Below are 20,954 nucleotides of genomic sequence, written 5' to 3' on the forward strand. Positions count from 1 at the left end.
GGCAATTGCTGTCCGACGCGTTAGGCCCACGTCAAATGGTCTAAAGGACGGAGGCGCAGAGAATGGCGCGCAAAGGAATCATACTTGCCGGGGGCTCCGGCACGCGGCTCTACCCGGTCACCACCGGTGTCTCGAAGCAACTTTTGCCGATCTATGACAAGCCGATGATCTACTATCCGCTGTCCGTGTTGATGCTGTCCGGTATCCGCGAAATTGCGATCATTACGACCCCCACCGATCAGGCACAATTCCAGCGCACCCTCGGTGACGGAAGCCAATGGGGCCTCAGCCTCACCTATATCGAACAACCCAGCCCCGATGGCTTGGCGCAGGCCTATCTGCTGGCACGCGATTTCCTCGATGGAGCGCCCTCCGCAATGGTTCTGGGCGATAACATTTTCTTCGGGCACGGCCTTCCCGTGGCACTTGCTGCCGCAGATGCCAAAACCGAAGGGGGCACCGTATTCGGCTACCGTGTGACCGATCCGGAACGCTACGGCGTGGTGGATTTTGACGCCGACGGCAATGTCCGCTCGATCATCGAAAAGCCCGAGGTGCCGCCCTCGTCCTACGCGGTCACGGGTCTCTATTTCCTCGATGGGAGCGCGCCTGACCGCGCCGCAACCGTACAACCCTCCCCCCGCGGCGAGTTGGAGATTACAAGCCTCCTGGAAACCTACCTCGGCGATGGAACCTTGACGGTGGAACGCATGGGCCGCGGCTATGCCTGGCTGGATACGGGCACCCACGAAAGCCTGCTGGATGCTGGAAATTTCGTACGCACCCTGACCCAGAGGCAAGGACTTCAAGTCGGCTCCCCAGACGAGATCGCGTTTGAACTGGGCTGGATCGATGCTGACGGCCTCGCCGCGCGTGCCGACTTGTTCAAAAAGACCGGCTACGGGCGCTATCTTGCTTCTCTGATGAAAGACTGACCGCGCTTGATCCATCGCCTTCATGCCCTTTTCCTGCGCTACGCTTCTGTCCATCAGGGCCGCTTGCGCAGCGTCCCCCTCGGACCAATTTGGCGGCGCAGCGGGCAGGTGGAACGGGTCGTGCGCCGAGGCGATCGGGTCGAAATCTCCGGATGGGCGAATGCTCGGGAGGTGCAGTTGCGCTGGCCAGGGGGTACGGTCGGCGTCATGCCCGATCTTCCGCGCCCCGACGTCTCGGCGCTCAGGGGCGGGCCGGCGGATCAGGGGTTTTCCGTCGCCATACCAGCCACCGCGCGGCAGATCACACTGGATCTCATGTGCGAAGATGGCACCGTGCAGTCCGCCCCCATCCCGCATCCTTCCGATCCGGTCGGCGCGCAGGCTCAGGGGCGTCTTCACCGTGCCTTCCTACGGGATCTGTGCCGTGCGCTTCCCGCGTTCCTGCGCTACGCGCGCGATCCGACTGACCGGGCGAAAGCCGATATAAAACGCGTCCTGGGGTTGGAACTTGCATCACGCGGTGCCGATCTTGAACGCGCTTGGCTGCTCGAAGAACCGAAAACCGCTGCGGCCGCTCCGACAGATGAGGTCACGATCCTCTTGCCGGTCTTCAACGCTTTCGACCTTCTGAAGCGGTGTCTGTCACGCGTCGAACAGCACACCGACGTGAACTGGCATCTTGTGCTGGTAGAAGATGCCTCTACTGATCGGTCCGTCCGTCCATGGTTGACGCAATGGGCCAAGGCCCGAGTGGGACGCGTGACCTTGTTGTGCCAAGAGGCCAACCAAGGCTTTGTGGCTGCGGTCAACACCGGCCTGGAGCACCTGCAGAAAAGCGGCGGAACCGGCCCGATAGTCTTGCTGAATTCCGATGCGATGGTTCCCCCCAACTGGGCCAGCCGCCTTTGCGCTCCGTTGTCGGACCCATCGGTCGCCTCCGTGACGCCGATGTCCAATGCGGCAGAGATCCTCTCGGTGCCGTCTATCGGCCCGGGCGTTTCTCTGGCCGAAGGCGAAGCCGCACAAATCGACACCATCGCGCAGGGGCTTGGTGCCGTGCCGTTGCCGGAACTGCCAACCGGCGTTGGGTTCTGCATGGCCCTGTCGCGGCATTGGCTGGAAAAGGTGCCGCAATTGGACCCGACCTTCGGGCGCGGCTACGGGGAAGAGGTCGACTGGTGCCAAAAGACCCGGGCACTGGGGGCGCACCACCTCGCCCAACCGGCGCTGTTCGTCGAACATGTCGGAGGTCAAAGCTTTGGCTCAGCGGAAAAACGCGCCCGCATCCGGGCGGCTGGGGCGTTGATTTCGCGTCGCTATCCCCGCTACGACGCCGAGGTTCAGCGCTTCATCGCAAACGATGCATTGGCCACACCCCGGTTGGCGCTGGCGGTGGCCCTGGCTGCCGCCCGGAGTCCGCGGATGCCGGTGTTTTTGGCGCATGCACTTGGCGGCGGGGCCGAAGCGGCACTGCGAGCGGAGCTGTCGGGCCGCCCGGCTGGTATCGTTTTGCGCGTGGGGGGGCAACGCCGTTGGCTGATCGAAGTGCATGTCGCCGATGAAATCGTAACCGGGCGCACTGATGACCTTGACCTCGTGCGTCGCCTGTTGGCCCCGGCCAAGGCGCTCGACCTGATCTATTCGTGCGGCGTAGGCGATTCCGATCCAATCGGCTTGCCCGCAGCACTCCTGTCGTTGCGCCGCACCGATCGCGCGGATCGAATGATGATGCGCCTGCATGACTACTTTCCGCTCTCGCCCTCTTATACGCTCATGGGCCGCGATGGCTTTGCTGGGGTGCCTGCGCCCGACACGTCGGACCCCTGCCACATCATTCGCCGCCCCGACGGCACCCATATGACGCTGGCGGATTGGCGCGCGGCCTGGGGCCAACTTGTCGAAGCCTGCGATGAGATCACGAGCTTTTCCCAAGCCTCCGCGGACCTGTTTTCGCAAGCGTTTGAAGGGGCCAACGTCACGGTTCGCCCCCATGTACGTCCCGTGCCCGTCCGTCCCCTCGACACGCAAGCCGGCCGCCGTATCGGCATCCTCGGCAATCTCAATATCCAGAAAGGCGCGCTCCTGATCCGCGAACTTGCGATGGCGCGCCCGCGCCAAACGTTCGTCGTGATCGGACATGTCGACAGCACCATTCCCCTGCCGCGCAATGTGGTAATCCACGGCGGCTATGACCGCGACGAGATCACTGAGCTCACTGAGCTCTACGGCATTCGCGCCTGGCTCATGCCCGCCGTCTGGCCCGAAACCTTCTCCTTCGCGACGCGGGAGGCGCTGGCCACGGGTCTGCCGGTTGCGGGCTTTTCGCTCGGGGCGCAGGGTGAGGCTCTGCGCGATGCACCCAATGGCATCACGGTCCCGCTTGAGCCGAAATCCGGTGCCGCAGCGCGTCTTTTCTCAACAATTGACCCGGACCGACTGCACCAGGTCGCAGCAGAATAACCAACCCGCTCAGCGCAAGCGCTGCTCTGTCTCTGCGTCAAAGAAATAGGCATCCTCGGCCTCGAACCGAAGCCCGATCTTCGACCCCGGCGCGGGCGCTCTCTGATCATGCGCTTCTACAACGATCCGCGCCCCATCGGGTGCGGTCACATAATGATAGCTGATCCCGCCAAGCTGCTCGGACAGGTCGATTTGATGGGTGTCGCCTTTGCCCAAGGCCACCTTGTTCGGCCGCAGACCCACTGTCACCGGGCCATCGGCGTCCAGGCTTTCGGGCGCACGGAGCGTGACCCCACCAAGCGCGGGCACCGTCACCGTCCCGCCCGCATACACACCGTCGAAAAAGTTCATCGCAGGGCTGCCGATGAACCCTGCGACGAATTTGTTGTCCGGGTCATTGTAAAGATCAAGCGGCGCGCCGACCTGCTCGATGAAGCCCGCACGCAGCACCACGATCTTGTCGGCCAGCGTCATCGCCTCGACCTGATCGTGGGTCACGTAGATCATCGTGGCCCCGATTTCCTTGTGCAGCCGCGCGATCTCCACCCGCATCTCGACCCGCAGCTCCGCGTCGAGGTTCGACAGCGGCTCATCGAACAGGAACACTTCCGGCCCCCGCACAATCGCGCGCCCGATGGCAACCCTTTGCCGCTGCCCGCCAGACAGGGCCGCGGGCTTTCGTGCCAGGTAATCATCCAGCTTCAGGATCCGCGATGCCTCGGCCACCTTCTGCTTGATCTCGGTCGCGGGGTGGCCGGTCATCTTCAGCCCGAACCCCATGTTCTGCTCAACTGTCATATGCGGGTAGAGCGCATAGGTCTGGAACACCATCGCCACGCCACGTTCCGCCGGGTCCGCCCGCGTCACATCGCGCGCGCCGATCTGGATCGTGCCGCTCGTGGTTTTCTCCAACCCCGCGACCATGCGCAAAAGCGTGGACTTGCCGCAGCCCGACGGCCCCACGAACACGCAGAACTCGCCATCCTCGATGGTCAAATCGACCCCGTGGATGACCTGCGTCTGGCCGTAGCGCTTGATGACATCGCTCAGTTGCAGGCCCGACATCGCGGTCTCCTCCTATCCCGGTGTTATTCTGCGGCGTCGGGAAAGCGCCAATCCTGCGCCTCCCCTGCAATCGCCGAAACCGCGTCGTGGATACGCGGCAGATGTGTGTCGAGTTGTGCAAGCGTCGTGCGTTCGGTCGACGATGTCACCGATACCGCGCCCAGAACCCGGCCCGCCCGCGTCAGGATCGGGACCGCCACGCAGATGATGCCCGGCTCGTGTTCTTCGCGATCATAGGCATGGCCGCGCGCGGCAATGGCCCGAAGCTCGGCCTGCAAGGCGTCGGGTGACGCCAGCGTATGCAGCGTGAACGGATGGTAGCTTTGCTGGCGCAGGATCGGATCCTGCTCGGCCTCCGGCAAGAAGGCGACCATCGCCTTGCCGACCCCGGTGCAATAGGCGGGCCCGACCTTACCGGCCTGCGAATACATCTGCAGCGGCTCGCGCGCATTGATCTTGTCGACGTAAAGGACCTGCCCGCCATCCAGCTGCGCAAGGTGCACCGTCTCGCCGACTTCGGAGGAGAGCGCTTCAAGGTAGGGCCGGGCGACCGGGGCCAGTGACGCGCTCTGCCACGCGGCATGGGCGAGCCGCACGAGGCGCAGGCCCGGCGTGTACGTCTGTCGGTCGGGATCATAGGTCAGCATGCTTTGCTTGGTCAGGACTTGCATCAACCGATAAAGCGTTGCCTTCGGAAACGGGCTGTCGGCCAGCAATTCGCCAAAACGCACGGGCCTCCCGTAGGACGCCACGGTATCAAGCACCGCAAGGGCCTTTCCGACCGTTCCGTCGCCGGCATCCGTCGCCACAGCGCTCCCTCCCGTTGCTTGCCTCGACAGTCTTTTCATTCGAGATGATTTCTGCGCCTTTGGGCCTGCCTGGGCGCTTTGCTGTTGACAACCCTAGGCCGAGTCCGTGTAGGATTTCAATATAAGAAACCAAGTTTCACATAATGAAACTGACTATCAGACCGGATCACCAGGGAGGACACCATGCGATCCATCTTCAAAACCGGCGCTGTTGCGCTGGCGTCTGCCACGATGCTTTCAGGCGCGGCATTCGCCGACGGCCATGCATTGTCGGGCGAGCTCAACATCTTCTCGGACATGTCGAACCCGGCCCCGCGCGCGGTCATGGAAGGCATGGTTGAACGCTTCGGCGCCGAGCATCCTGACCTAGAAATCAACCTCGTGATCACCGACCGCGAGGCGTGGAAAACGCAGATCCGCAACGTCTTGCAATCCGGCACCGCCGATGTGGTGAACTGGTACGCCGGAAACCGCATGGCCCCCTACGTGGACGCTGGCCTGTTCATGGACATCTCCGACCTGTGGGAAGAGAGTGGGCTGACCGAAACGCTCGCCTCCACCCAGGGTTCGATGACCATGGATGATGGCATCTGGGGCGTGCCCTACACGTACTACCAGTGGGGCGTGTATTACCGCGAGGACATCTTCGCAGAGCTTGGCCTCGAAGCGCCGACCACCTGGGAAGAAGAACTGGCAAATTGCCAGGCGATCATCGACAGCGGGCGCGCCTGCTACACCATCGGCACCAAGTTCCTTTGGACCGCCGGCGGCTGGTTCGATTACCTGAACATGCGTACCAACGGTTACGATTTCCACATGGCGCTGACCGCCGGTGAAGTCGAATGGACCGATCCGCGCGTGCGGGCCACGTTCGAAAACTGGCAGACCCTGATCGACATGGGCGCCTTCATCGACGATCACCAGACCTACTCCTGGCAGGAGGCGCTGCCCTTCATGGTGAACGGCGAAGCCGCCTCCTACCTGATGGGCAACTTCGCCGTGGCACCGCTACGCGAGGCGGGTCTCAGCGATGATCAACTGGGCTTCTACCAGTTCCCGCAGATCGACGCCTCGATCGAGATGGGCGAAGACGCACCGACCGACACGTTCCACGTCGCGGCCAACGCGGCCAACGTGGAAGCGGCCGAAGCGTTCCTCCTGTTCGTAACCTCGGCGGAGAACCAGACCCTCATCAACAACGGTGAGAACCTGGGTCAGCTGCCGGTCAACGCCAATTCGGCCGTTGATGACGATGAATTCCTGAACGCCGGCTTCGACATGCTGTCGAACAACGCAACCGGCGGCATCGCGCAGTTCTTCGACCGCGACGCCCCGGCGGAAATGGCGCAGGTCGCCATGCAGGGCTTCCAGCAGTTCATGGTCGATCCCTCGACGCTCGATCAGGTGCTGCAGATCCTCGAACAGGCGCGCAGCCGGATCTACTGATCTGACCACATCTGCAAGGGCCGCGTCACATTCGGCGCGGCCCTTGTGCCATGTCCGAACCGCGTCTCTCGGTTTCGCCACGCTTCCGCCGCACCACTCAGCGCCGCTGCTACCCCAAAATGGAGTCTCCTAATGATTCGATACTTTGCCATTTGCGCAATCCTCGTCATGGGGCTCGGGACGCAGGACGCCGCCGCGGAATTGAGCTTGGAAGGGCCGTGCAGCAACGACTTCCGCTGGACTGCAACCCTTGTGAATCAAGGTGGCGGCGGGATTGCCACGTACAATCAATGTTTCCCCTCAGAGGATCTGTTCTACATGCGCTGTCGTCCGGGAAGCGACGCGGTGCAGGTGACTTTGGAATACCCCTTCACAGGGCTTGCGGCACAGGATCGCCTCGACGCGGCGTTTGTGGTTGGGGGCGAGAGTTTCCCCGTATCCGGGCGCGCGATCTATTCCGAAATGCTGGGTGCCGGTTACCCCGAATTCACCGTATCGCGCAGCGACCCGCTTTTCACCGCCCTGCAACAGGGGTCCGAGGCCTCCCTTACCCTTGCCGGCGCGACCTTCACCATGCACCTGACCGGATCGTCGGACATGATCGGTGCGATGTTTGAAGCGTGCCCATAGGGGTTTACTCGCGCCGCGCATCACGCGACCCAAAACGACGCAGATAGGAACATCGACCGCATGGCCAGCGCTACGACAGATACTCCGCTCCGCAATGCGCCTGCCCCCGCGCCCCGCCGTCGGATCAGCCAACAGGCCATCGCGCCGTGGCTCTTTCTGCTGCCGGCGTTCCTGTTCTTCGCGGTCTACGTCATCATCCCGATTTTCCAGAGCTTCTATATCTCCGCCTATGAATGGAACGGGCTTTATTCCCCGGAATACCGCGCCACCGCCGAAAGCGGCCTGACCGACCTTGATTGCTTTGAGCTGGGCAACCGTGCGGGCCGGGAAGAGGGCTGCGTGCTCACCGGTGAAACGATCTGGACCGCCGAATACGTCGGGCTCGAGAATTACCAGAACCTTTGGAGCGACCCGTTTTTCTGGACCTCGCTCAAGAACAACGTGATCTGGCTTCTGGCCTACCTTCTGGCCATCCCCGGCGGCCTGTTCATCGCGCTGTTCCTGAACCAGACGGTCGGCGGGATTCGGCTCTACAAATCGCTCTTCTTCTTCCCGTTCGTGCTGTCACAGGTCGTCGTGGGCCTCGTGTTTTCGTGGTTCTACCTGCCCAATGACGGGCTCTTGAACCAGGTCCTGATCTTCTTCGGCTTTGAGAGCATCAATGTCCTTGGCGACAACACGCTCGCCACCTACGGCATCATCGCCGCCGGTCTCTGGCCGCAGACGGCCTATTGCATGATCCTTTATCTCACCGGCCTCAACGGCGTGGACCCCGAACAGATCGAGGCCGCGCGCCTTGATGGTGCCAAGGGGCCCAAGATGCTCTGGTACGTCGTCCTGCCGCAGCTCTGGCCCGCCACCTTCATCGCCATCGTGGTCACGGTGATCGGCGCGTTGCGGTCTTTTGACCTCATCACGATCATGACCAATGGGGGACCGGGTTTCTACAACACCTCGGTTCTCGCCTTCTACATGTACGACGTCGCCTTGTCGGAATTTGGCTTCCGCATGGGTTACGGATCGGCCATCGCGGTGATCCTGTTCCTGATCATGATGATCTATATCGCTGGCTTCCTGTGGAAGATGTGGCGCGACGAGCGGGGGGCCTGAGCACATGTTTCCCCGTCCGATACAGCAATATTCCAGCGGCGCGCAGGTGACCTACAAAATCGCCCTGCCTATCGTCCTGCTTCTCTGGCTGATCCCGCTTCTGGCAGTGATGTGGTTTTCCATCAAACCCGGCGAGGACTTTACCCAGGGCAATTACTGGGGGCTGCCGACGGGCGAGGGGGGCTTTGAGGGCCTGACCAACTACTGGATGGTCTTCGCGGAATCCGACATGCCGCGCTACCTTTGGAACTCGGTCGTGATCACCGTGCCGACCATGTTTGGCGCTGTTGCGTTGTCGTGCATGACCGGCTTCGCGCTGGGGGTTTACCGCTTCAAGGGCAACCTGCTGATCTTCTTCATGTTCGTGGCGGGCAACTTTGTTCCGTTCCAGATCCTCATGGTGCCGGTCCGCGATCTCACCGACCAGATGGGCCTATACGACACGCGCGCGGGCCTGATCCTGTTCCACATCGCGTTCCAGACCGGGTTTTGCACGCTGTTCATGCGCAATTTTATCCGTGCCTTGCCGCGACCCCTGATCGAGGCCGCCCGCGTTGAAGGCGTCTCCGAATGGCGTATTTTCTGGTACGTCGTCCTACCTTTGATGAAGCCCGCCATCGCCGCGCTTTGCGTGCTGATCTTCACGTTCATCTGGAACGATTTCTTCTGGGCCGTCGTCCTGACCCAAAGCCCGGAAAGCCAACCCGTCACCGCAGGCATCACCGCCTTCAACGCGCAATTCCGCGCGATGTATCACCTGATGAGCGCCGGCAGCATCGTCGCCGCCATCCCGCCCGTGGCGATGTTCTTCCTGATGCAGAAACACTTCATCGCGGGGCTCACCCTGGGGGCGGTCAAGTGATGGACGGCACGGCGACGCAAACCACCCTTGTCCGCACCTGGCGGCTCGACGATGGCGGACGGCAGACGATGGTGCTGGCCGCCACCGCCGACCGCCTGCCGCAGGTCGTCTATTGGGGTGCGCCCCTGCCGCCGGGCGAAAATCTCGAAACCCTGCATGCCGCCCACGCCATCGACGTCACCGGCGGCATGCTTGACGAAAACCCCGACCTATCGCTCTGCCCCGAAGCGATCCGCACCTTTCCCGGACAGCCCGGCCTGATCCTGCGAGATGGCGATGGCACGCCGCTTCTGCCCAAGTTCTGCTACGTATCAGACAAAGCCACCGACACCGCCCTGACCCTCACCTATGCCGACGCGACAAGCGGCCTGATCCTGCATTTCGACTTCGCCACCGATCCATCGACCCGCATCATCACCGCCAAGACCCGGCTTGAGGCCGACCGCCCCGTGCATCTGCACTGGCTCGCCGCCCCCGTCCTGCCCGCGCCGCAGCAAAGCGTCGAGATGATCGATTTCGCGGGTCGCTGGACCGGTGAATTTCAGACCAACCGCACCCCCTGGTCGGCTGGCATGCGCTACCGTGAAAACCGCACCGGGCGCACCGGGCATGAACATTTCCCCGGGCTTGTGGTGCCGCTGTCGGGCTGCACCAACACCCAAGGCGAGGCCTACGGCTTCCATTACGGCTGGTCCGGCGGGCACAAGATGATCGCCGAAGAGCTTCCCGATGGCCGCCGTCAGATCCAGTTCGGCCATGCCGCCCGAATGGAACCACGCGCCGCGACCTCGTTCCAATCGGCAACGCTATACGTGACCTATTCCGCCGCCGGCCTGAACGGCTGCGCGGTGTCGTTCCAACGCCACCTGCGCGACCGCATCGTCACCTGGCCGCAGCCCGACCGCCCGCGCCCGGTGCATTACAATTGCTGGGAAGCGGTCTATTTCGACCATAAACTCGATGTCCTGAAAGACATCGCGGACCGGGCCGCCGACCTCGGCGCAGAGCGGTTCGTCCTCGACGACGGCTGGTTCGGCCAGCGCGACGACGACACCCGCAGCCTGTCCGATTGGGAGGTCGACCCCCGCAAATACCCCGACGGCCTTGGCCCCTTGATCGACCATGTCCACGTGCGCGGCATGACCTTCGGCCTCTGGTTCGAGCCCGAGATGATCAACCCCGACAGCGACATCCACCGCGCCCACCCCGATTGGGCCCTCGGCGGCGAGGATCAGACCCTCGGGCGGCAGCAAAAGGCGCTCAACATGGGCCTGCCCGAGGTGCGCGATTTCATTTACGGGCGCATGGCCGCGATCCTCGCCGCGCATCCCATCGACTACGTCAAATGGGATCACAACCGCGTCCTGCCGATGCCCGACGCCGATCAAACCCGCGGCTCTTACGCCTTGATCGACCGCCTGCGCGTGGACTTCCCGCAGGTGGAAATCGAAAGCTGCGCCTCGGGCGGCGGGCGCATTGATTTCGGTATCATGAAGCGCACCCAACGGGTCTGGCTGTCCGATAGCAATGACGCCCTCGAACGCCTGCGCATTCAACATGACGCGGCCCTGTTCCTTCCGGTTGCCGTCACCGGATCCCATGTCGGGCCGCGCCGCTGCCATACCTCTGGTCGCGTCTTCGACATCTCGTTCCGCGCCTGGGTCGCCGCGCAGCGTCATATGGGGTTCGAGATGGACCCGCGCGAATTAGACGACCATGAAGCGACCGTCCTGCGCGAAGTCACCGCCTGGTGGAAACACAACCGCGACTGGATGCTCGGCGCCGATATCCTGCGCCTCGACAGCGCCGACCCCGCCGTCATCGCCGAACAGCAGATGACGCGCGATGGGGACCGCTTCGTCGTCTTCGCTGGCAAAGCCGGCACCTCCGATCAGATCGCGCCGCGCCCCCTGCGCCTGACTGCGCTTGATCCGGATGCACGTTACCGCATCACCCTTATGAACCGGGGCACCGCCCCCGCACTCAGCCGTGGCAAGCCCGCGCTTAAAAAAGACCCCATAGAGGTTTCCGGCGCCTGGCTCATGCATCACGGCTTGACCCTGCCATGGAACTTCCCTGACACGATGTGGGTTCTCGAAGGACAAATCCTATGACCGACACCGCCACGTTTCCCGACCTCGACGGCGCCTCCGTCTATATCACCGGCGGCGGCTCCGGCATCGGCGCAGCGCTCACCGAAGGCTTCCTGCGGCAGGGCGCGAAGGTCGCCTATGTGCAGCGGTCCCCCAGCGACGCTTTCATGGACGAGATGGAAGCCAAGACTGGCACCCGTCCCCTCGGCCTCGTGTGCGACATCACCGACACCCCGAAATTGCAGGCCACCATCGCCGAGGCGGCCGCAGCCCATGGCTCCGTGACCGTGCTCGTCAACAATGCAGCCAACGATCAACGTCACAACACCCCCGACGTGGACGAGGCCTTCTGGGACTGGTCCCAGAACATCAACCTCAAATCCTACTTCTTCGGCTGTCAGGCCGTGATCGAAGGGATGCGTGACGCGGGCGGCGGGGCGATCATCAACATGTCCTCGATCAGCTACATGATGGGCATGGCGGGCTACCCCGCCTACACCACCGCCAACGGCGGCATCACCGCGATGACCCGTTCGCTTGCGCGCGAATTCGGCCCCGACAACATCCGCGTCAACGCGCTCGCGCCCGGCTGGGTCCTGACCGACAAGCAGCTCGAGATGTGGGCCTCGCCCGAAGGGCTCGACGCGCATATGGAACGCATGTGTCTGAAAGAACATCTCAAGCCCGACGATATCGTAGGCGGCGTGCTGTTCCTTGCTTCGCGCATTTCCAAGGCGATGACCGGCCAATGCATGGTGATCGACGGGGGCGTGGTGACAACCGGATGAGCGGGCAGAGCACATACGCCGATTGGATCGCCGTCGATTGGGGCACTACCCACCTGCGTGTCTGGGCGATGCGCGGCCAAACCGCCGTTGCCGAAGCCAGCAGCGACGATGGCATGGGCACGCTGGAGCGCGACGGGTTTGAGCCTGCGCTGCTCGAGCTGATCGAACCGTGGCTGGGTCAGAAACGCATCAACGCCATCGTCTGTGGAATGGCCGGCGCGCGTCAGGGCTGGTTTGAGGCCCCCTACGTTGCCGTCCCCGCCACGCCCGGCGCTCTCACGCCCGTCAGGGTTCCCACCCAGGATGCGCGTCTCAACGTGCGGATCATCCCCGGCCTGTCGCAGGCCAAACCGGCCGACGTCATGCGTGGCGAAGAGACCCAGATCGCCGGATTTCTTGTGGCGCAGCCGGGCTTTGACGGTGTCCTGTGCCTGCCTGGCACGCATGCCAAATGGGTGTATATCTCGGCCGGGGAGGTCGTCAGCTTTCAGACTTGCATGACGGGTGAGTTGTTCCAGCTTCTGGCCGAGAAATCCGTGTTGCGCCATTCGGTGACCGGTGAGGGCGAAGACAATGCCGCCTTTGCCGAGGCCGTCTCCGACACGCTTTCGCGCCCCGAGCGACTGGCGCAGCGCCTGTTCGCGCTGCGGGCCGAAAATGTCCTGAACGACCTTTCTGGGGCCACCGCGCGCGTGCGGTTGTCGGGCTATTTGATCGGTGCAGAGCTCGCCGCCACCAAGCCCTATTGGCTGGGTCAAGAGGTTGCAATTGCGGGCAGTCCGTCCCTCAACGCGGCCTATGCCGCCGCCCTTGAAACCCAAGGTGTCGTGGCCCAGACCATTGATGCCGGTCCTCTGACCCGCGCCGGTCTCGCTCGTGTCCACGCTGCCCTGACGGAGACCGCATAAATGCCCCGCAACCTCATCGCCATCCTGCGCGGCATCACACCGCCCGAAGCCGTTGCCGCGACCGATGCGCTTATCACTGCTGGCATCACGACCATCGAAGTGCCGCTGAATTCGCCCGACCCGCTCGCCTCAATTGCCGCCATGGCCGAGGCCTGCGGCGATCGCGCCACCATCGGGGCCGGTACAGTCCTGAGTGTCGCACAGGTCAACGATGTGAAGGCCGCTGGCGGTACGCTCATCGTCTCTCCCAACGCCGACACCGATGTGATCGAGGCCAGCGTCGAACACGGCCTCGCTGCCTGGCCCGGCATTTTCACACCCACCGAAGCCTTCGCCGCCCTGCACGCGGGCGCCACTGGCCTCAAGCTCTTCCCTGGCAACATGGCGGGTCCGTCCGGCCTCAAGGCCCTGCGCGCGGTCCTGCCGACCGGCACCCAGGTCTACGCCGTCGGCGGTGCAGGCCCTGAGAACTTCGCCCAATGGATCGCAGCCAGCGCCGATGGCTTCGGCATCGGCTCCGCGCTCTATACACCCGGCATGTCGCCCGAGGAAATCGCCACCCGTGCCACCAAAATCGTCGCAGCCTACGACACCGCCACCAAGGGCCCGCTGATATGAATGTTTCGATCCATGATGATCGCGCCTGTCTCCTGGGCGAGGGGCCGCTTTGGCATCCGCTGCGCAAACAGTTGATCTGGTTTGATATTCTCAACCACAGGCTGTTGACGATCGGCCATCAGATGCAGTTCGACCGCACCGTATCTGCCGCCGGCTGGGTCGATGAAAACCGTCTGCTCGTCGCGTCCGAGACAGACCTTTTCCTCTTCGACCTGCGCGATGGCGCTTCGGAACATGTCCTGCCGCTGGAGGCCGACAATGCCGCCACCCGCTCCAACGATGGCCGCGCCGATCCGTTCGGCGGCTTTTGGATCGGCACCATGGGTCACGAGGCCGAACCCGGGGCAGGGGCGCTCTACCGCTTCCACCGGGGCGAATTGCGCCTGATCCGCGACAACGTCACCATCCCCAACGCCACCTGCTTCACCCCCGATCACCGCTACGCCTATTTCGCCGACACCGCAGAGCAGATCGTCTGGCGCTACACGCTCGGGCCCGATGGCTGGCCTGAACCGGACCCCGAGATCTATCTTGATCATCGCGGCACCGACGTGAACCCTGACGGTGCCATCGTCGATGCCGATGGCCGGTTCCTCTGCGCCGAATGGGGCGGCTCGCGGGTGGCCTGCTATGACCTCGTTGGAAGTCTTGTAGAAGAAATCGCACTCCCCGTCCCGCAACCCACATGCCCCGCCTATGGCGATGGCGCGCTCTACGTGACCTCCGCGCGCCAGGGCATGCCCGGCGCCGCCATCGACGCCGCGCCCGCCTCCGGCCGAACGCTCCGTATCAACGTCTCGTTCCAGGGCCAGGCGGAACATCAAGTCCTGTTATGAAACGCACTCTCGGCACCTGCTACTACCCCGAACACTGGCCGGAAGAGATCTGGGCTGACGATGCCCGCCGCATGGCCGATCTCGGCCTCACATGGGTCCGCATCGGCGAATTTGCCTGGTCCCGGCTTGAACCCACCCCTGACGATCTGAACTTCGACTGGTTCGACCGCGCCATCACCACGCTCACCGACGCGGGCCTCAAGGTCGTCCTCGGCACGCCCACCGCAACGCCGCCGCGTTGGATGCTCACCAAACACCCCGACATGCTGGCCGTCGACGCCAACGGCCACACCCGCAAATTCGGCTCCCGCCGCCACTATTGCTTCTCCCACGACAGCTACCGCTCCGAGGCCGTGCGCATCACCCGCCTCCTGGCCGAACGCTTCGGCGCTCGCGTCGCGGCCTGGCAAACCGACAATGAATATGGCTGCCACGATACCACAATCAGCTATTCGAATGCCGCCCGCGACGCCTTCCGCGACTGGCTCTCGCATCGCTACCAATCCCCCGACGCCATGAACCGTGCCTGGGGCAATGTCTTCTGGTCGATGGAATACCAATCCTTCGACGACATCGATTTGCCGAACCTGACCGTCACCGAACCCAACCCCGCCCACGTCCTCGATTTTCGCCGCTTTACCTCCGATCAGGTTGCGCGCTTCAACCGCGCGCAGGTCGATACCATTCGCGCCCATTCCGACTCCCCGATCAGCCACAATTACATGGGCCGCGTCACTGAATTCGACCATTTCGACCTCGGCCGCCAAATGGAAATCGCCACATGGGACAGCTATCCTCTGGGCTTCCTCGAAGATCGTGTCGGCGCCTCCCCCGAAGATCAACGCCACTATGCCCGCCAGGGCGATCCCGACTTCCAGGCCTTCCACCACGACCTTTACCGCGCGGTTGGAAAGGCGGGGCGTTGGTGGGTCATGGAACAACAACCCGGTCCTGTGAACTGGGCGCCCTCAAACCCCGCACCACTACCCGGCATGGTCCGTTTCTGGACATGGGAGGCCTTTGCCCACGGCGCCGAATGCGTCGCATATTTCCGCTGGCGCCAAGCCCCATTCGCGCAGGAGCAATACCACGCGGGCCTCCTGCGCCCCGACGGCATCGAGGCCGAAGGCTTCGCCGAAGCTGCGCAAGTCGCAAGCGAAATCAAAGACATGGCCGCCGTCGAACAGTCACAGGCCCCCGTCGCCTTGATCTTTGACTACACCGCTCAATGGGCTTGGGAAACGCAACCCCAAGGCTCAGGATGCGACTATTTCCAACTGGTGTTCGAAACCTACAAAGGCCTCCGACAATTGGGCTTCAGCATCGATATCATCCCACCCGACACGGCGGATTTACACGGCTACAAACTCGTACTTGTCCCCGGCGTGATCACCCTGACCGAGGCATTCAAATCCGCCCTGACCTCTACGCAGGCGCAAGTCATTCTCGGCCCCCGCACCAATGCGAAAACGGCCAACCTGACCATCGCCGTGCCGCTGCCGCCGAACATCCCGGGCCTTGATCTGACGATCTCCCGCGTCGAAACGCTCCGCCCCGACGCACCCGAGCCCTTTTCGGATGGCGGCTATTACAAACTTTGGCGCGAGCAAGTCCAAACCACCGCCGAAATCCTCGAGACCGACGCACAAAACCGCCCCCTCATGGCCAGCACGGGCGCCCTAAGCTATCTCGCCGCCTGGCCCGACGCCGCAGCGCTCAAACGCATCCTGATGCGCGCGGCCAAAGATGCGGGCCTGAGCCCCATCCCATTGCCAAAAGACATCCGCATCCGGGATGCCGGGCAAACGCTGTTCATCTTCAACCATGGCCCCGACCCGGTCGAGTACAACGGCCAAACCCTACCGCCCGCCGGCGTCCTCTGGACCTGACGTCTGCCCCTCTTTGCTTCAGAAATACCTCGGGGAGCACGAGTGGCCGCGCCCCTCGCACGTCGAAACGTCTCAAATCCCGTCAATGCAGACGTATTTCGTCTCCAGGTAATCCTCGAGCCCCTGCGATCCGCCTTCCTTGCCGAGGCCACTTTCCTTGACCCCGCCAAACGGCGCCTCGACGGTGGTGATCAGTCCGGAATTGATCCCGATCATCCCATAGGCCAGCCCTTGGTTGAGCCGGAACGCCCGCCCAAGATCCGACGTATAGGCATAGGACGCCAACCCGAAGACCGTGTCATTGGCCATCGCAATCCCCTCATCTTCGGTCTCGAAGCGGAATACCGGGGCAAGCGGTCCAAAGATCTCTTCCTTGGCGAAGGCCATCTCCGGCGTTGCCCCCGTCAAAACCGTCGGTTCAAAGAACGACCCGCCATTGGAATGCCGCGCCCCGCCGCAGGCCACCTCGGCCCCCTTGGCCTTGGCGTCATTCAAAAGCTCTTCAACCTTCTCAACCGCATCCATATCGATAAGCGGCCCTTGTTCGACGCCATCCTCGCGTCCGTCTCCCACCTTCAAGGCGCGGGTTTTCTCGACCAGCTTCTCGACAAATGCATCATGGACGCCCGCCTGCACGTAAATCCGGTTCGCACAGACGCAGGTCTGCCCGGAATTGCGGTATTTCGACACCATCGCGCCCTCGACCGCCTTGTCCAGATCGGCGTCGTCGAACACGAGGAACGGCGCGTTGCCACCCAATTCCATCGACACTTTCTTGACCGTATCCGCGCTCTGCCGGATCAACTCCTTGCCAACTTCCGTTGATCCAGTGAACGTCACTTTGCGCACGCGGAAATCGTCCATCATCGCGCCCGCAATGTCGCGCGCCGATCCGGTCAGGACATTCACCGCACCGGATGCAAAGCCCACCTCTTCGGCCAACGCGGCCCAGGCCAGCCCGCTATAGGGCGTCGCTGTCGCCGGTTTCGCCACCACCGGGCAGCCCACCGCCAACGCCGGGGCCAACTTGCGCGCCAGCATCGAGGACGGGAAATTCCACGGCGTGATCATCCCCACCACACCCACCGGATGCTTTGTCACCAAAATGCGCCGCCCGTTCACACCCGCAGGCACAATCTCGCCCTTCGCGCGGCGCGCTTCTTCGGCGAACCAGCGCACATATTGCGCGCCAATCGCGATCTCGCCCATCGCTTCGGCCAATGGCTTGCCCATCTCCACCGTCAGCAATTCCGCCAACGCCGCCTGGTTGTCCATCAAAGCGTCGTGCAACTTCCACAACAATCCCACCCGATCCATCAGGCCCATGCCCGCCAGTCCGTCGAACGCCTCGGCCGCCGCGTCAATCGCGCGCTTGGTCTCTGCCGCGCCGCAGGCGGGCACCGTCCCGAGCACATCCCCCGTCGCGGGGTTCGTGACGTCGATCGTCTTGCCGCTGTCCGCGCCGATCCACGCCCCGCCCACATAGGCGGCTTCCTTCTTCCAGCTTTGCCAATCGGCCATCTCGTCTCTCCTTAATCCAAGCACCCCATCAACCGGGCCACATCGAGCATCCGGCAGGAAAATCCCCATTCGTTGTCGTACCAGCCGAAGACGCGCAACAGGCCGCCCTTCGATCGCTTGATCTCCGGCCCCGCCACGATCAGCGATTCCGGCCGCGCCCGCAGATCCGCGCTCACCAACGGCTTGTCCGTGTAACCGATGATCCCGCCCGCCTGTTCCGCCAAAAACGCCGCCGCCGCCTCTGCGCCCGGCATCTCCCGCGTCATCACCGCCAGATCGACGCAGGACACCGAGGCCGACGGCACCCGCACCGCCGATCCCGTCACGCGGCCCGCCAGATGCGGCAACACGACATCAACCAATGCCTCAGCCGAGGTTGTGGTGGGCACCATGCTCAACGCCGCCGCCCTCGACCGCGCCGCATCGCGCATCGGCATGTCCACCGTGGGTTGGCTGCCGGTGTAGCAATGCACCGTCGTCATCAGCCCCGAATCCAGCCCCCAGGTCTCGTCGATCAACCGCACCAACGGCGCCAGCGCATTCGTTGTACACGAGGCGTTCGACACGATCCGATGCGCCGGGCTCATTGCCTCGTGATTGGCCCCAAGAACCAGCGTCAAGTCCGGCGCGACCGCGGGCCCGCTCACCAACACGCGCGCCGCGCCCGCGGCCAAGGCGGCCTCCGCCACCTCCCGCGTGCCGCGCCCAGTGCATTCCATAAAAACGTCCACGCCGTCCAACGCCAACGCCCCCGCATCGCGCTCCATACTCAACCGGATGCGCCGCCCGTCCACGATCAGCGCATCGCCCTGAACCGAAATCTCGCCCGGATAGGCGCCAAAAATGCTATCGAATTCGAACAGATACGCGCATGTCGCCGCGTCGGCGATATCATTCACCGCCACGATTTCGATCTCGGGCCAATGCGGCCCCAACCGTCCGCCGCCAAGCATCCACGCCCGCAGAACAGAACGCCCGATGCGCCCGAACCCGTTGATTGCCACGCGGATGGTCATGCCGTCTCCTTCGCTTCGAGTGATGCCTTGCGCCGCCCCAAGGTGCAAGCAACCCGGCCCTCTGGTCCAATGGCTTTCCTTGATTGGCGTTAGCAGTCAGAGTGATGCAAACCTGCACAAAAGGACCCGCCATGGCCGCCCTCACACCCCCTGTTTGCGATTTCAACTGGCCCGCGACGGGCTTTTCCCTGCCTGCCACAGATGGCAAAGACTATGCGCTTGGCGACATCGCCGGGTCCAAGGGCACGCTGATCATGTTTATCTGCAACCATTGCCCCTTCGTCCTCGCGATCCTCGACCGCATGATCCGCGACGCCACCGACCTGCGAACCATGGGCGTCGGCGTCGCTGCGATCTGCTCAAACGATCCCGTCGCCTATCCGTCCGACAATTTCGAAAACATGGCCCGCACGGCCCGCGACCATGCCTTTCCGTTCCCCTATCTCCACGATGCCGACCAGAGCGTCGCGCGCGCCTACAACGCCGTCTGTACGCCCGATTTCTTCGGCTTTGACGCAGCTCTTGGCCTGCAATACCGCGGTCAACTCGACGCTTCCCGCGTCCAACCTGCCCCGCCGGCCGCACGGCGCGATCTTTATGAGGCGATGAAACAAGTCGCTGAAACCGGCCACGGTCCGCGCGAACAGATCCCGTCCATGGGTTGTTCGATCAAATGGGCGGCATGAGGCGCCGGTGATCGCCTACGTGACACTCGGTGCTGAAGACATGGATGCAGCGGAAAGGTTCTATTCCGCGCTTCTCCTGCCGCTCGGATACATGTTGGAGCATTATCAAGGCGACCTAAGCTTCATTCCGCCCAACGCCCCGGCTTCTCCCGATCTCTACATAAAGCGGCCCTTCAACGGCGATCCCGCCACCCCCGGCAACGGCACCATGGTCGCGTTCGAGGCGTCGACGCCCGTACAGGTCCGAACCCTCCACACCGCCGCGCTGGATGCTGGCGGCACCGATGAAGGCCCCCCCGGTATCCGCGCCGCCTATAGAGCGTCATTCTACGTTGCATACCTGCGCGACCCGCAGGGCAACAAACTGGCGCTGTTCGCGACGGCCGACGCGATCCAGGGCGCGTTGTAGGGGGCGCGGATACCAGAAGCTCGGCCAGGTAGCGGTTGATGGGAGTGTAAGGGGCGGAGCGAACGACCGATTGGGAGCCCAAACTTACCTATGCTGCGGGCTGCACGAATATCTACCATTGACCGCTGAGCAACGAGCGCCACTACAATTTACGCGAAGCCAAACCAGCAACCAATGCCGAAAGACGTATTTCATGCATCCCACAGAAAGAATTGTTCGCCAGTTTCACGAATCATGGGGCATGCGCGATCCTGACCGCGGGGCAGAGATCATTTCGGATGATTGTGACTTCGAAGATATCGCGCGTCAAGAAAAGCTGACCGGGAAGGAGGCTTACAAAGAAGACTACCATCGGTGGCGGGAAGCGTTTCCAGACGGTCTGTGCGAAGTCGAGAATGTAATTGTGAGCCAATGCGGAGAATGGGCAACCGTTGAGTTCCGCAATACCGGCATTCATGCCGGCGTCCTGCGTTCGAGCCTTGGGGATTTTCAACCAACGGGAAAGAAAGCCGAAGTACGCTATTGTTCCGTGATGAAAGTCAAAGATGGAATGGTGGTAGAAGGCCGCGATTACTATGACAGCGCAACGATTGCCCGCCAATTGGGGTTGGTTGATTGACGCAGTGACCCCTTCCTGAACAGCACGTCCCGCAGGCTTCTTTCTATAAAGCGGACCCTCGGGCTCACTTGGTCCATAGCAGTAACACAGTCCGGCCCGAGCAGATTTCGGGCGAAATGCCTTGCTCCATCAGGGCGGTTATCACCCCAAAACATTTCTATAATTCTAGAAATGTCTCCCGACCCTGCATTCATATTTTTCAACAGCTTACGTGAAATGAAGGCGTTGGATCACGCGTGCTCAACCTTGGGCAC

At 62.9% G+C, this 20,954-nt stretch carries 19 protein-coding genes; 15 read left to right on the forward strand and 4 right to left on the reverse strand.

Annotated features, from left to right (window positions below; all coding sequences use genetic code 11):
• The first annotated feature begins 62 nt into the window (after positions 1 to 62).
• Both rfbA and V8J83_RS13045 read left to right on the forward strand, forming a co-directional pair.
• The gene (gene rfbA, locus V8J83_RS13040; RefSeq protein WP_339986830.1) at positions 63 to 935 is read left to right on the forward strand and encodes a glucose-1-phosphate thymidylyltransferase RfbA; all 873 of its coding nucleotides are present in this window, start codon (positions 63 to 65) and stop codon (positions 933 to 935) included.
• Between the two features lie 207 nt (positions 936 to 1,142).
• Complete coding sequence (locus V8J83_RS13045) at positions 1,143 to 3,395, forward strand: glycosyltransferase family 2 protein (RefSeq protein WP_339986831.1); 2,253 nt, start codon at positions 1,143 to 1,145, stop codon at positions 3,393 to 3,395.
• A gap of 9 nt (positions 3,396 to 3,404) precedes the next feature.
• Here V8J83_RS13045 and V8J83_RS13050 read toward each other — a convergent pair whose 3' ends face one another.
• Together V8J83_RS13050 and V8J83_RS13055 are read right to left on the reverse strand one after the other, a co-directional pair.
• Positions 3,405 to 4,460, reverse strand: a complete 1,056-nt coding sequence (locus tag V8J83_RS13050; RefSeq protein WP_339986832.1) for an ABC transporter ATP-binding protein — start codon at positions 4,458 to 4,460, stop codon at positions 3,405 to 3,407.
• A 23-nt stretch (positions 4,461 to 4,483) separates the two neighbouring features.
• Positions 4,484 to 5,308, reverse strand: coding sequence for an IclR family transcriptional regulator (locus V8J83_RS13055; RefSeq protein WP_439649788.1), 825 nt, complete (start codon positions 5,306 to 5,308; stop codon positions 4,484 to 4,486).
• 144 nt (positions 5,309 to 5,452) lie between these two features.
• On the opposite strand from V8J83_RS13055, the gene V8J83_RS13060 reads away from it, so the two are divergent.
• The 10 genes from V8J83_RS13060 (at position 5,453) to V8J83_RS13105 (ending at position 16,449) form a co-directional block, all read left to right on the forward strand.
• Positions 5,453 to 6,715: an ABC transporter substrate-binding protein gene (locus V8J83_RS13060; RefSeq protein WP_339986834.1), complete on the forward strand. Its 1,263-nt coding sequence runs from the start codon at positions 5,453 to 5,455 to the stop codon at positions 6,713 to 6,715.
• 132 nt (positions 6,716 to 6,847) lie between these two features.
• The gene (locus V8J83_RS13065; protein ID WP_339986835.1) at positions 6,848 to 7,345 is read left to right on the forward strand and encodes a hypothetical protein; all 498 of its coding nucleotides are present in this window, start codon (positions 6,848 to 6,850) and stop codon (positions 7,343 to 7,345) included.
• A 60-nt stretch (positions 7,346 to 7,405) separates the two neighbouring features.
• Entirely contained in the window at positions 7,406 to 8,455 is a 1,050-nt protein-coding gene (locus tag V8J83_RS13070; RefSeq protein ID WP_339986836.1) for a carbohydrate ABC transporter permease, read from the forward strand.
• 4 nt (positions 8,456 to 8,459) lie between these two features.
• Positions 8,460 to 9,317 carry a carbohydrate ABC transporter permease gene (locus V8J83_RS13075; RefSeq protein ID WP_339986837.1) on the forward strand — a complete coding sequence of 286 codons (858 nt, stop codon included), beginning with the start codon at positions 8,460 to 8,462 and terminating at the stop codon, positions 9,315 to 9,317.
• Positions 9,317 to 11,431 carry an alpha-galactosidase gene (locus V8J83_RS13080; protein ID WP_339986838.1) on the forward strand — a complete coding sequence of 705 codons (2,115 nt, stop codon included), beginning with the start codon at positions 9,317 to 9,319 and terminating at the stop codon, positions 11,429 to 11,431. The genes V8J83_RS13075 and V8J83_RS13080 overlap by 1 nt, the downstream gene beginning before the upstream one ends.
• Complete coding sequence (locus V8J83_RS13085; protein ID WP_339986839.1) at positions 11,428 to 12,198, forward strand: SDR family NAD(P)-dependent oxidoreductase; 771 nt, start codon at positions 11,428 to 11,430, stop codon at positions 12,196 to 12,198. Before V8J83_RS13080 ends, V8J83_RS13085 begins: the two co-directional genes overlap by 4 nt.
• Positions 12,195 to 13,106, forward strand: coding sequence for a 2-dehydro-3-deoxygalactonokinase (locus V8J83_RS13090; protein WP_339986840.1), 912 nt, complete (start codon positions 12,195 to 12,197; stop codon positions 13,104 to 13,106). The genes V8J83_RS13085 and V8J83_RS13090 overlap by 4 nt, the downstream gene beginning before the upstream one ends.
• The gene (locus V8J83_RS13095) at positions 13,107 to 13,724 is read left to right on the forward strand and encodes a 2-dehydro-3-deoxy-6-phosphogalactonate aldolase (protein WP_339986841.1); all 618 of its coding nucleotides are present in this window, start codon (positions 13,107 to 13,109) and stop codon (positions 13,722 to 13,724) included.
• Positions 13,721 to 14,560, forward strand: a complete 840-nt coding sequence (locus V8J83_RS13100; protein ID WP_339986842.1) for an SMP-30/gluconolactonase/LRE family protein — start codon at positions 13,721 to 13,723, stop codon at positions 14,558 to 14,560. Before V8J83_RS13095 ends, V8J83_RS13100 begins: the two co-directional genes overlap by 4 nt.
• Positions 14,557 to 16,449 (forward strand): beta-galactosidase, encoded by a 1,893-nt coding sequence (locus tag V8J83_RS13105; RefSeq protein WP_339986843.1) that lies wholly within the window; start codon positions 14,557 to 14,559, stop codon positions 16,447 to 16,449. The genes V8J83_RS13100 and V8J83_RS13105 overlap by 4 nt, the downstream gene beginning before the upstream one ends.
• Positions 16,450 to 16,521: 72 nt before the next feature.
• Here V8J83_RS13105 and V8J83_RS13110 read toward each other — a convergent pair whose 3' ends face one another.
• Positions 16,522 to 17,970 carry an NAD-dependent succinate-semialdehyde dehydrogenase gene (locus V8J83_RS13110; RefSeq protein WP_339986844.1) on the reverse strand — a complete coding sequence of 483 codons (1,449 nt, stop codon included), beginning with the start codon at positions 17,968 to 17,970 and terminating at the stop codon, positions 16,522 to 16,524.
• Between the two features lie 11 nt (positions 17,971 to 17,981).
• The gene (locus V8J83_RS13115) at positions 17,982 to 18,986 is read right to left on the reverse strand and encodes a type I glyceraldehyde-3-phosphate dehydrogenase (protein WP_339986845.1); all 1,005 of its coding nucleotides are present in this window, start codon (positions 18,984 to 18,986) and stop codon (positions 17,982 to 17,984) included.
• Positions 18,987 to 19,117: 131 nt separating this feature from the next.
• Here V8J83_RS13115 and V8J83_RS13120 point away from each other — a divergent pair, with 131 nt between their 5' ends.
• The 3 genes from V8J83_RS13120 to V8J83_RS13130 all read left to right on the forward strand — a co-directional run bounded on the left by V8J83_RS13120 (position 19,118) and on the right by V8J83_RS13130 (position 20,700).
• Complete coding sequence (locus V8J83_RS13120) at positions 19,118 to 19,672, forward strand: thioredoxin family protein (protein ID WP_339986846.1); 555 nt, start codon at positions 19,118 to 19,120, stop codon at positions 19,670 to 19,672.
• A 7-nt stretch (positions 19,673 to 19,679) separates the two neighbouring features.
• Positions 19,680 to 20,081: a VOC family protein gene (locus V8J83_RS13125; protein WP_339986848.1), complete on the forward strand. Its 402-nt coding sequence runs from the start codon at positions 19,680 to 19,682 to the stop codon at positions 20,079 to 20,081.
• Between the two features lie 193 nt (positions 20,082 to 20,274).
• Positions 20,275 to 20,700: an ester cyclase gene (locus V8J83_RS13130; protein ID WP_339986849.1), complete on the forward strand. Its 426-nt coding sequence runs from the start codon at positions 20,275 to 20,277 to the stop codon at positions 20,698 to 20,700.
• Positions 20,701 to 20,954 lie beyond the last annotated feature (254 nt).

It is taken from the genome of Gymnodinialimonas ulvae (assembly GCF_037543845.1).
GTDB lineage: Bacteria > Pseudomonadota > Alphaproteobacteria > Rhodobacterales > Rhodobacteraceae > Gymnodinialimonas > Gymnodinialimonas ulvae.

Excerpts from the sequence above, each read along its gene's own strand:
- rfbA (WP_339986830.1), top strand. The coding sequence starts at position 63 with ATGGCGCGCAAAGGAATCATACTTGCCGGGGGCTCCGGCACGCGGCTC.
- V8J83_RS13045 (WP_339986831.1), top strand. The coding sequence starts at position 1,143 with ATGCCCGATCTTCCGCGCCCCGACGTCTCGGCGCTCAGGGGCGGGCCG.
- V8J83_RS13050 (WP_339986832.1), bottom strand. The coding sequence starts at position 4,460 with ATGTCGGGCCTGCAACTGAGCGATGTCATCAAGCGCTACGGCCAGACG.
- V8J83_RS13055 (WP_439649788.1), bottom strand. The coding sequence starts at position 5,308 with ATGAAAAGACTGTCGAGGCAAGCAACGGGAGGGAGCGCTGTGGCGACG.
- V8J83_RS13060 (WP_339986834.1), top strand. The coding sequence starts at position 5,453 with ATGCGATCCATCTTCAAAACCGGCGCTGTTGCGCTGGCGTCTGCCACG.
- V8J83_RS13065 (WP_339986835.1), top strand. The coding sequence starts at position 6,848 with ATGATTCGATACTTTGCCATTTGCGCAATCCTCGTCATGGGGCTCGGG.
- V8J83_RS13070 (WP_339986836.1), top strand. The coding sequence starts at position 7,406 with ATGGCCAGCGCTACGACAGATACTCCGCTCCGCAATGCGCCTGCCCCC.
- V8J83_RS13075 (WP_339986837.1), top strand. The coding sequence starts at position 8,460 with ATGTTTCCCCGTCCGATACAGCAATATTCCAGCGGCGCGCAGGTGACC.
- V8J83_RS13080 (WP_339986838.1), top strand. The coding sequence starts at position 9,317 with ATGGACGGCACGGCGACGCAAACCACCCTTGTCCGCACCTGGCGGCTC.
- V8J83_RS13085 (WP_339986839.1), top strand. The coding sequence starts at position 11,428 with ATGACCGACACCGCCACGTTTCCCGACCTCGACGGCGCCTCCGTCTAT.
- V8J83_RS13090 (WP_339986840.1), top strand. The coding sequence starts at position 12,195 with ATGAGCGGGCAGAGCACATACGCCGATTGGATCGCCGTCGATTGGGGC.
- V8J83_RS13095 (WP_339986841.1), top strand. The coding sequence starts at position 13,107 with ATGCCCCGCAACCTCATCGCCATCCTGCGCGGCATCACACCGCCCGAA.
- V8J83_RS13100 (WP_339986842.1), top strand. The coding sequence starts at position 13,721 with ATGAATGTTTCGATCCATGATGATCGCGCCTGTCTCCTGGGCGAGGGG.
- V8J83_RS13105 (WP_339986843.1), top strand. The coding sequence starts at position 14,557 with ATGAAACGCACTCTCGGCACCTGCTACTACCCCGAACACTGGCCGGAA.
- V8J83_RS13110 (WP_339986844.1), bottom strand. The coding sequence starts at position 17,970 with ATGGCCGATTGGCAAAGCTGGAAGAAGGAAGCCGCCTATGTGGGCGGG.
- V8J83_RS13115 (WP_339986845.1), bottom strand. The coding sequence starts at position 18,986 with ATGACCATCCGCGTGGCAATCAACGGGTTCGGGCGCATCGGGCGTTCT.
- V8J83_RS13120 (WP_339986846.1), top strand. The coding sequence starts at position 19,118 with ATGGCCGCCCTCACACCCCCTGTTTGCGATTTCAACTGGCCCGCGACG.
- V8J83_RS13130 (WP_339986849.1), top strand. The coding sequence starts at position 20,275 with ATGCATCCCACAGAAAGAATTGTTCGCCAGTTTCACGAATCATGGGGC.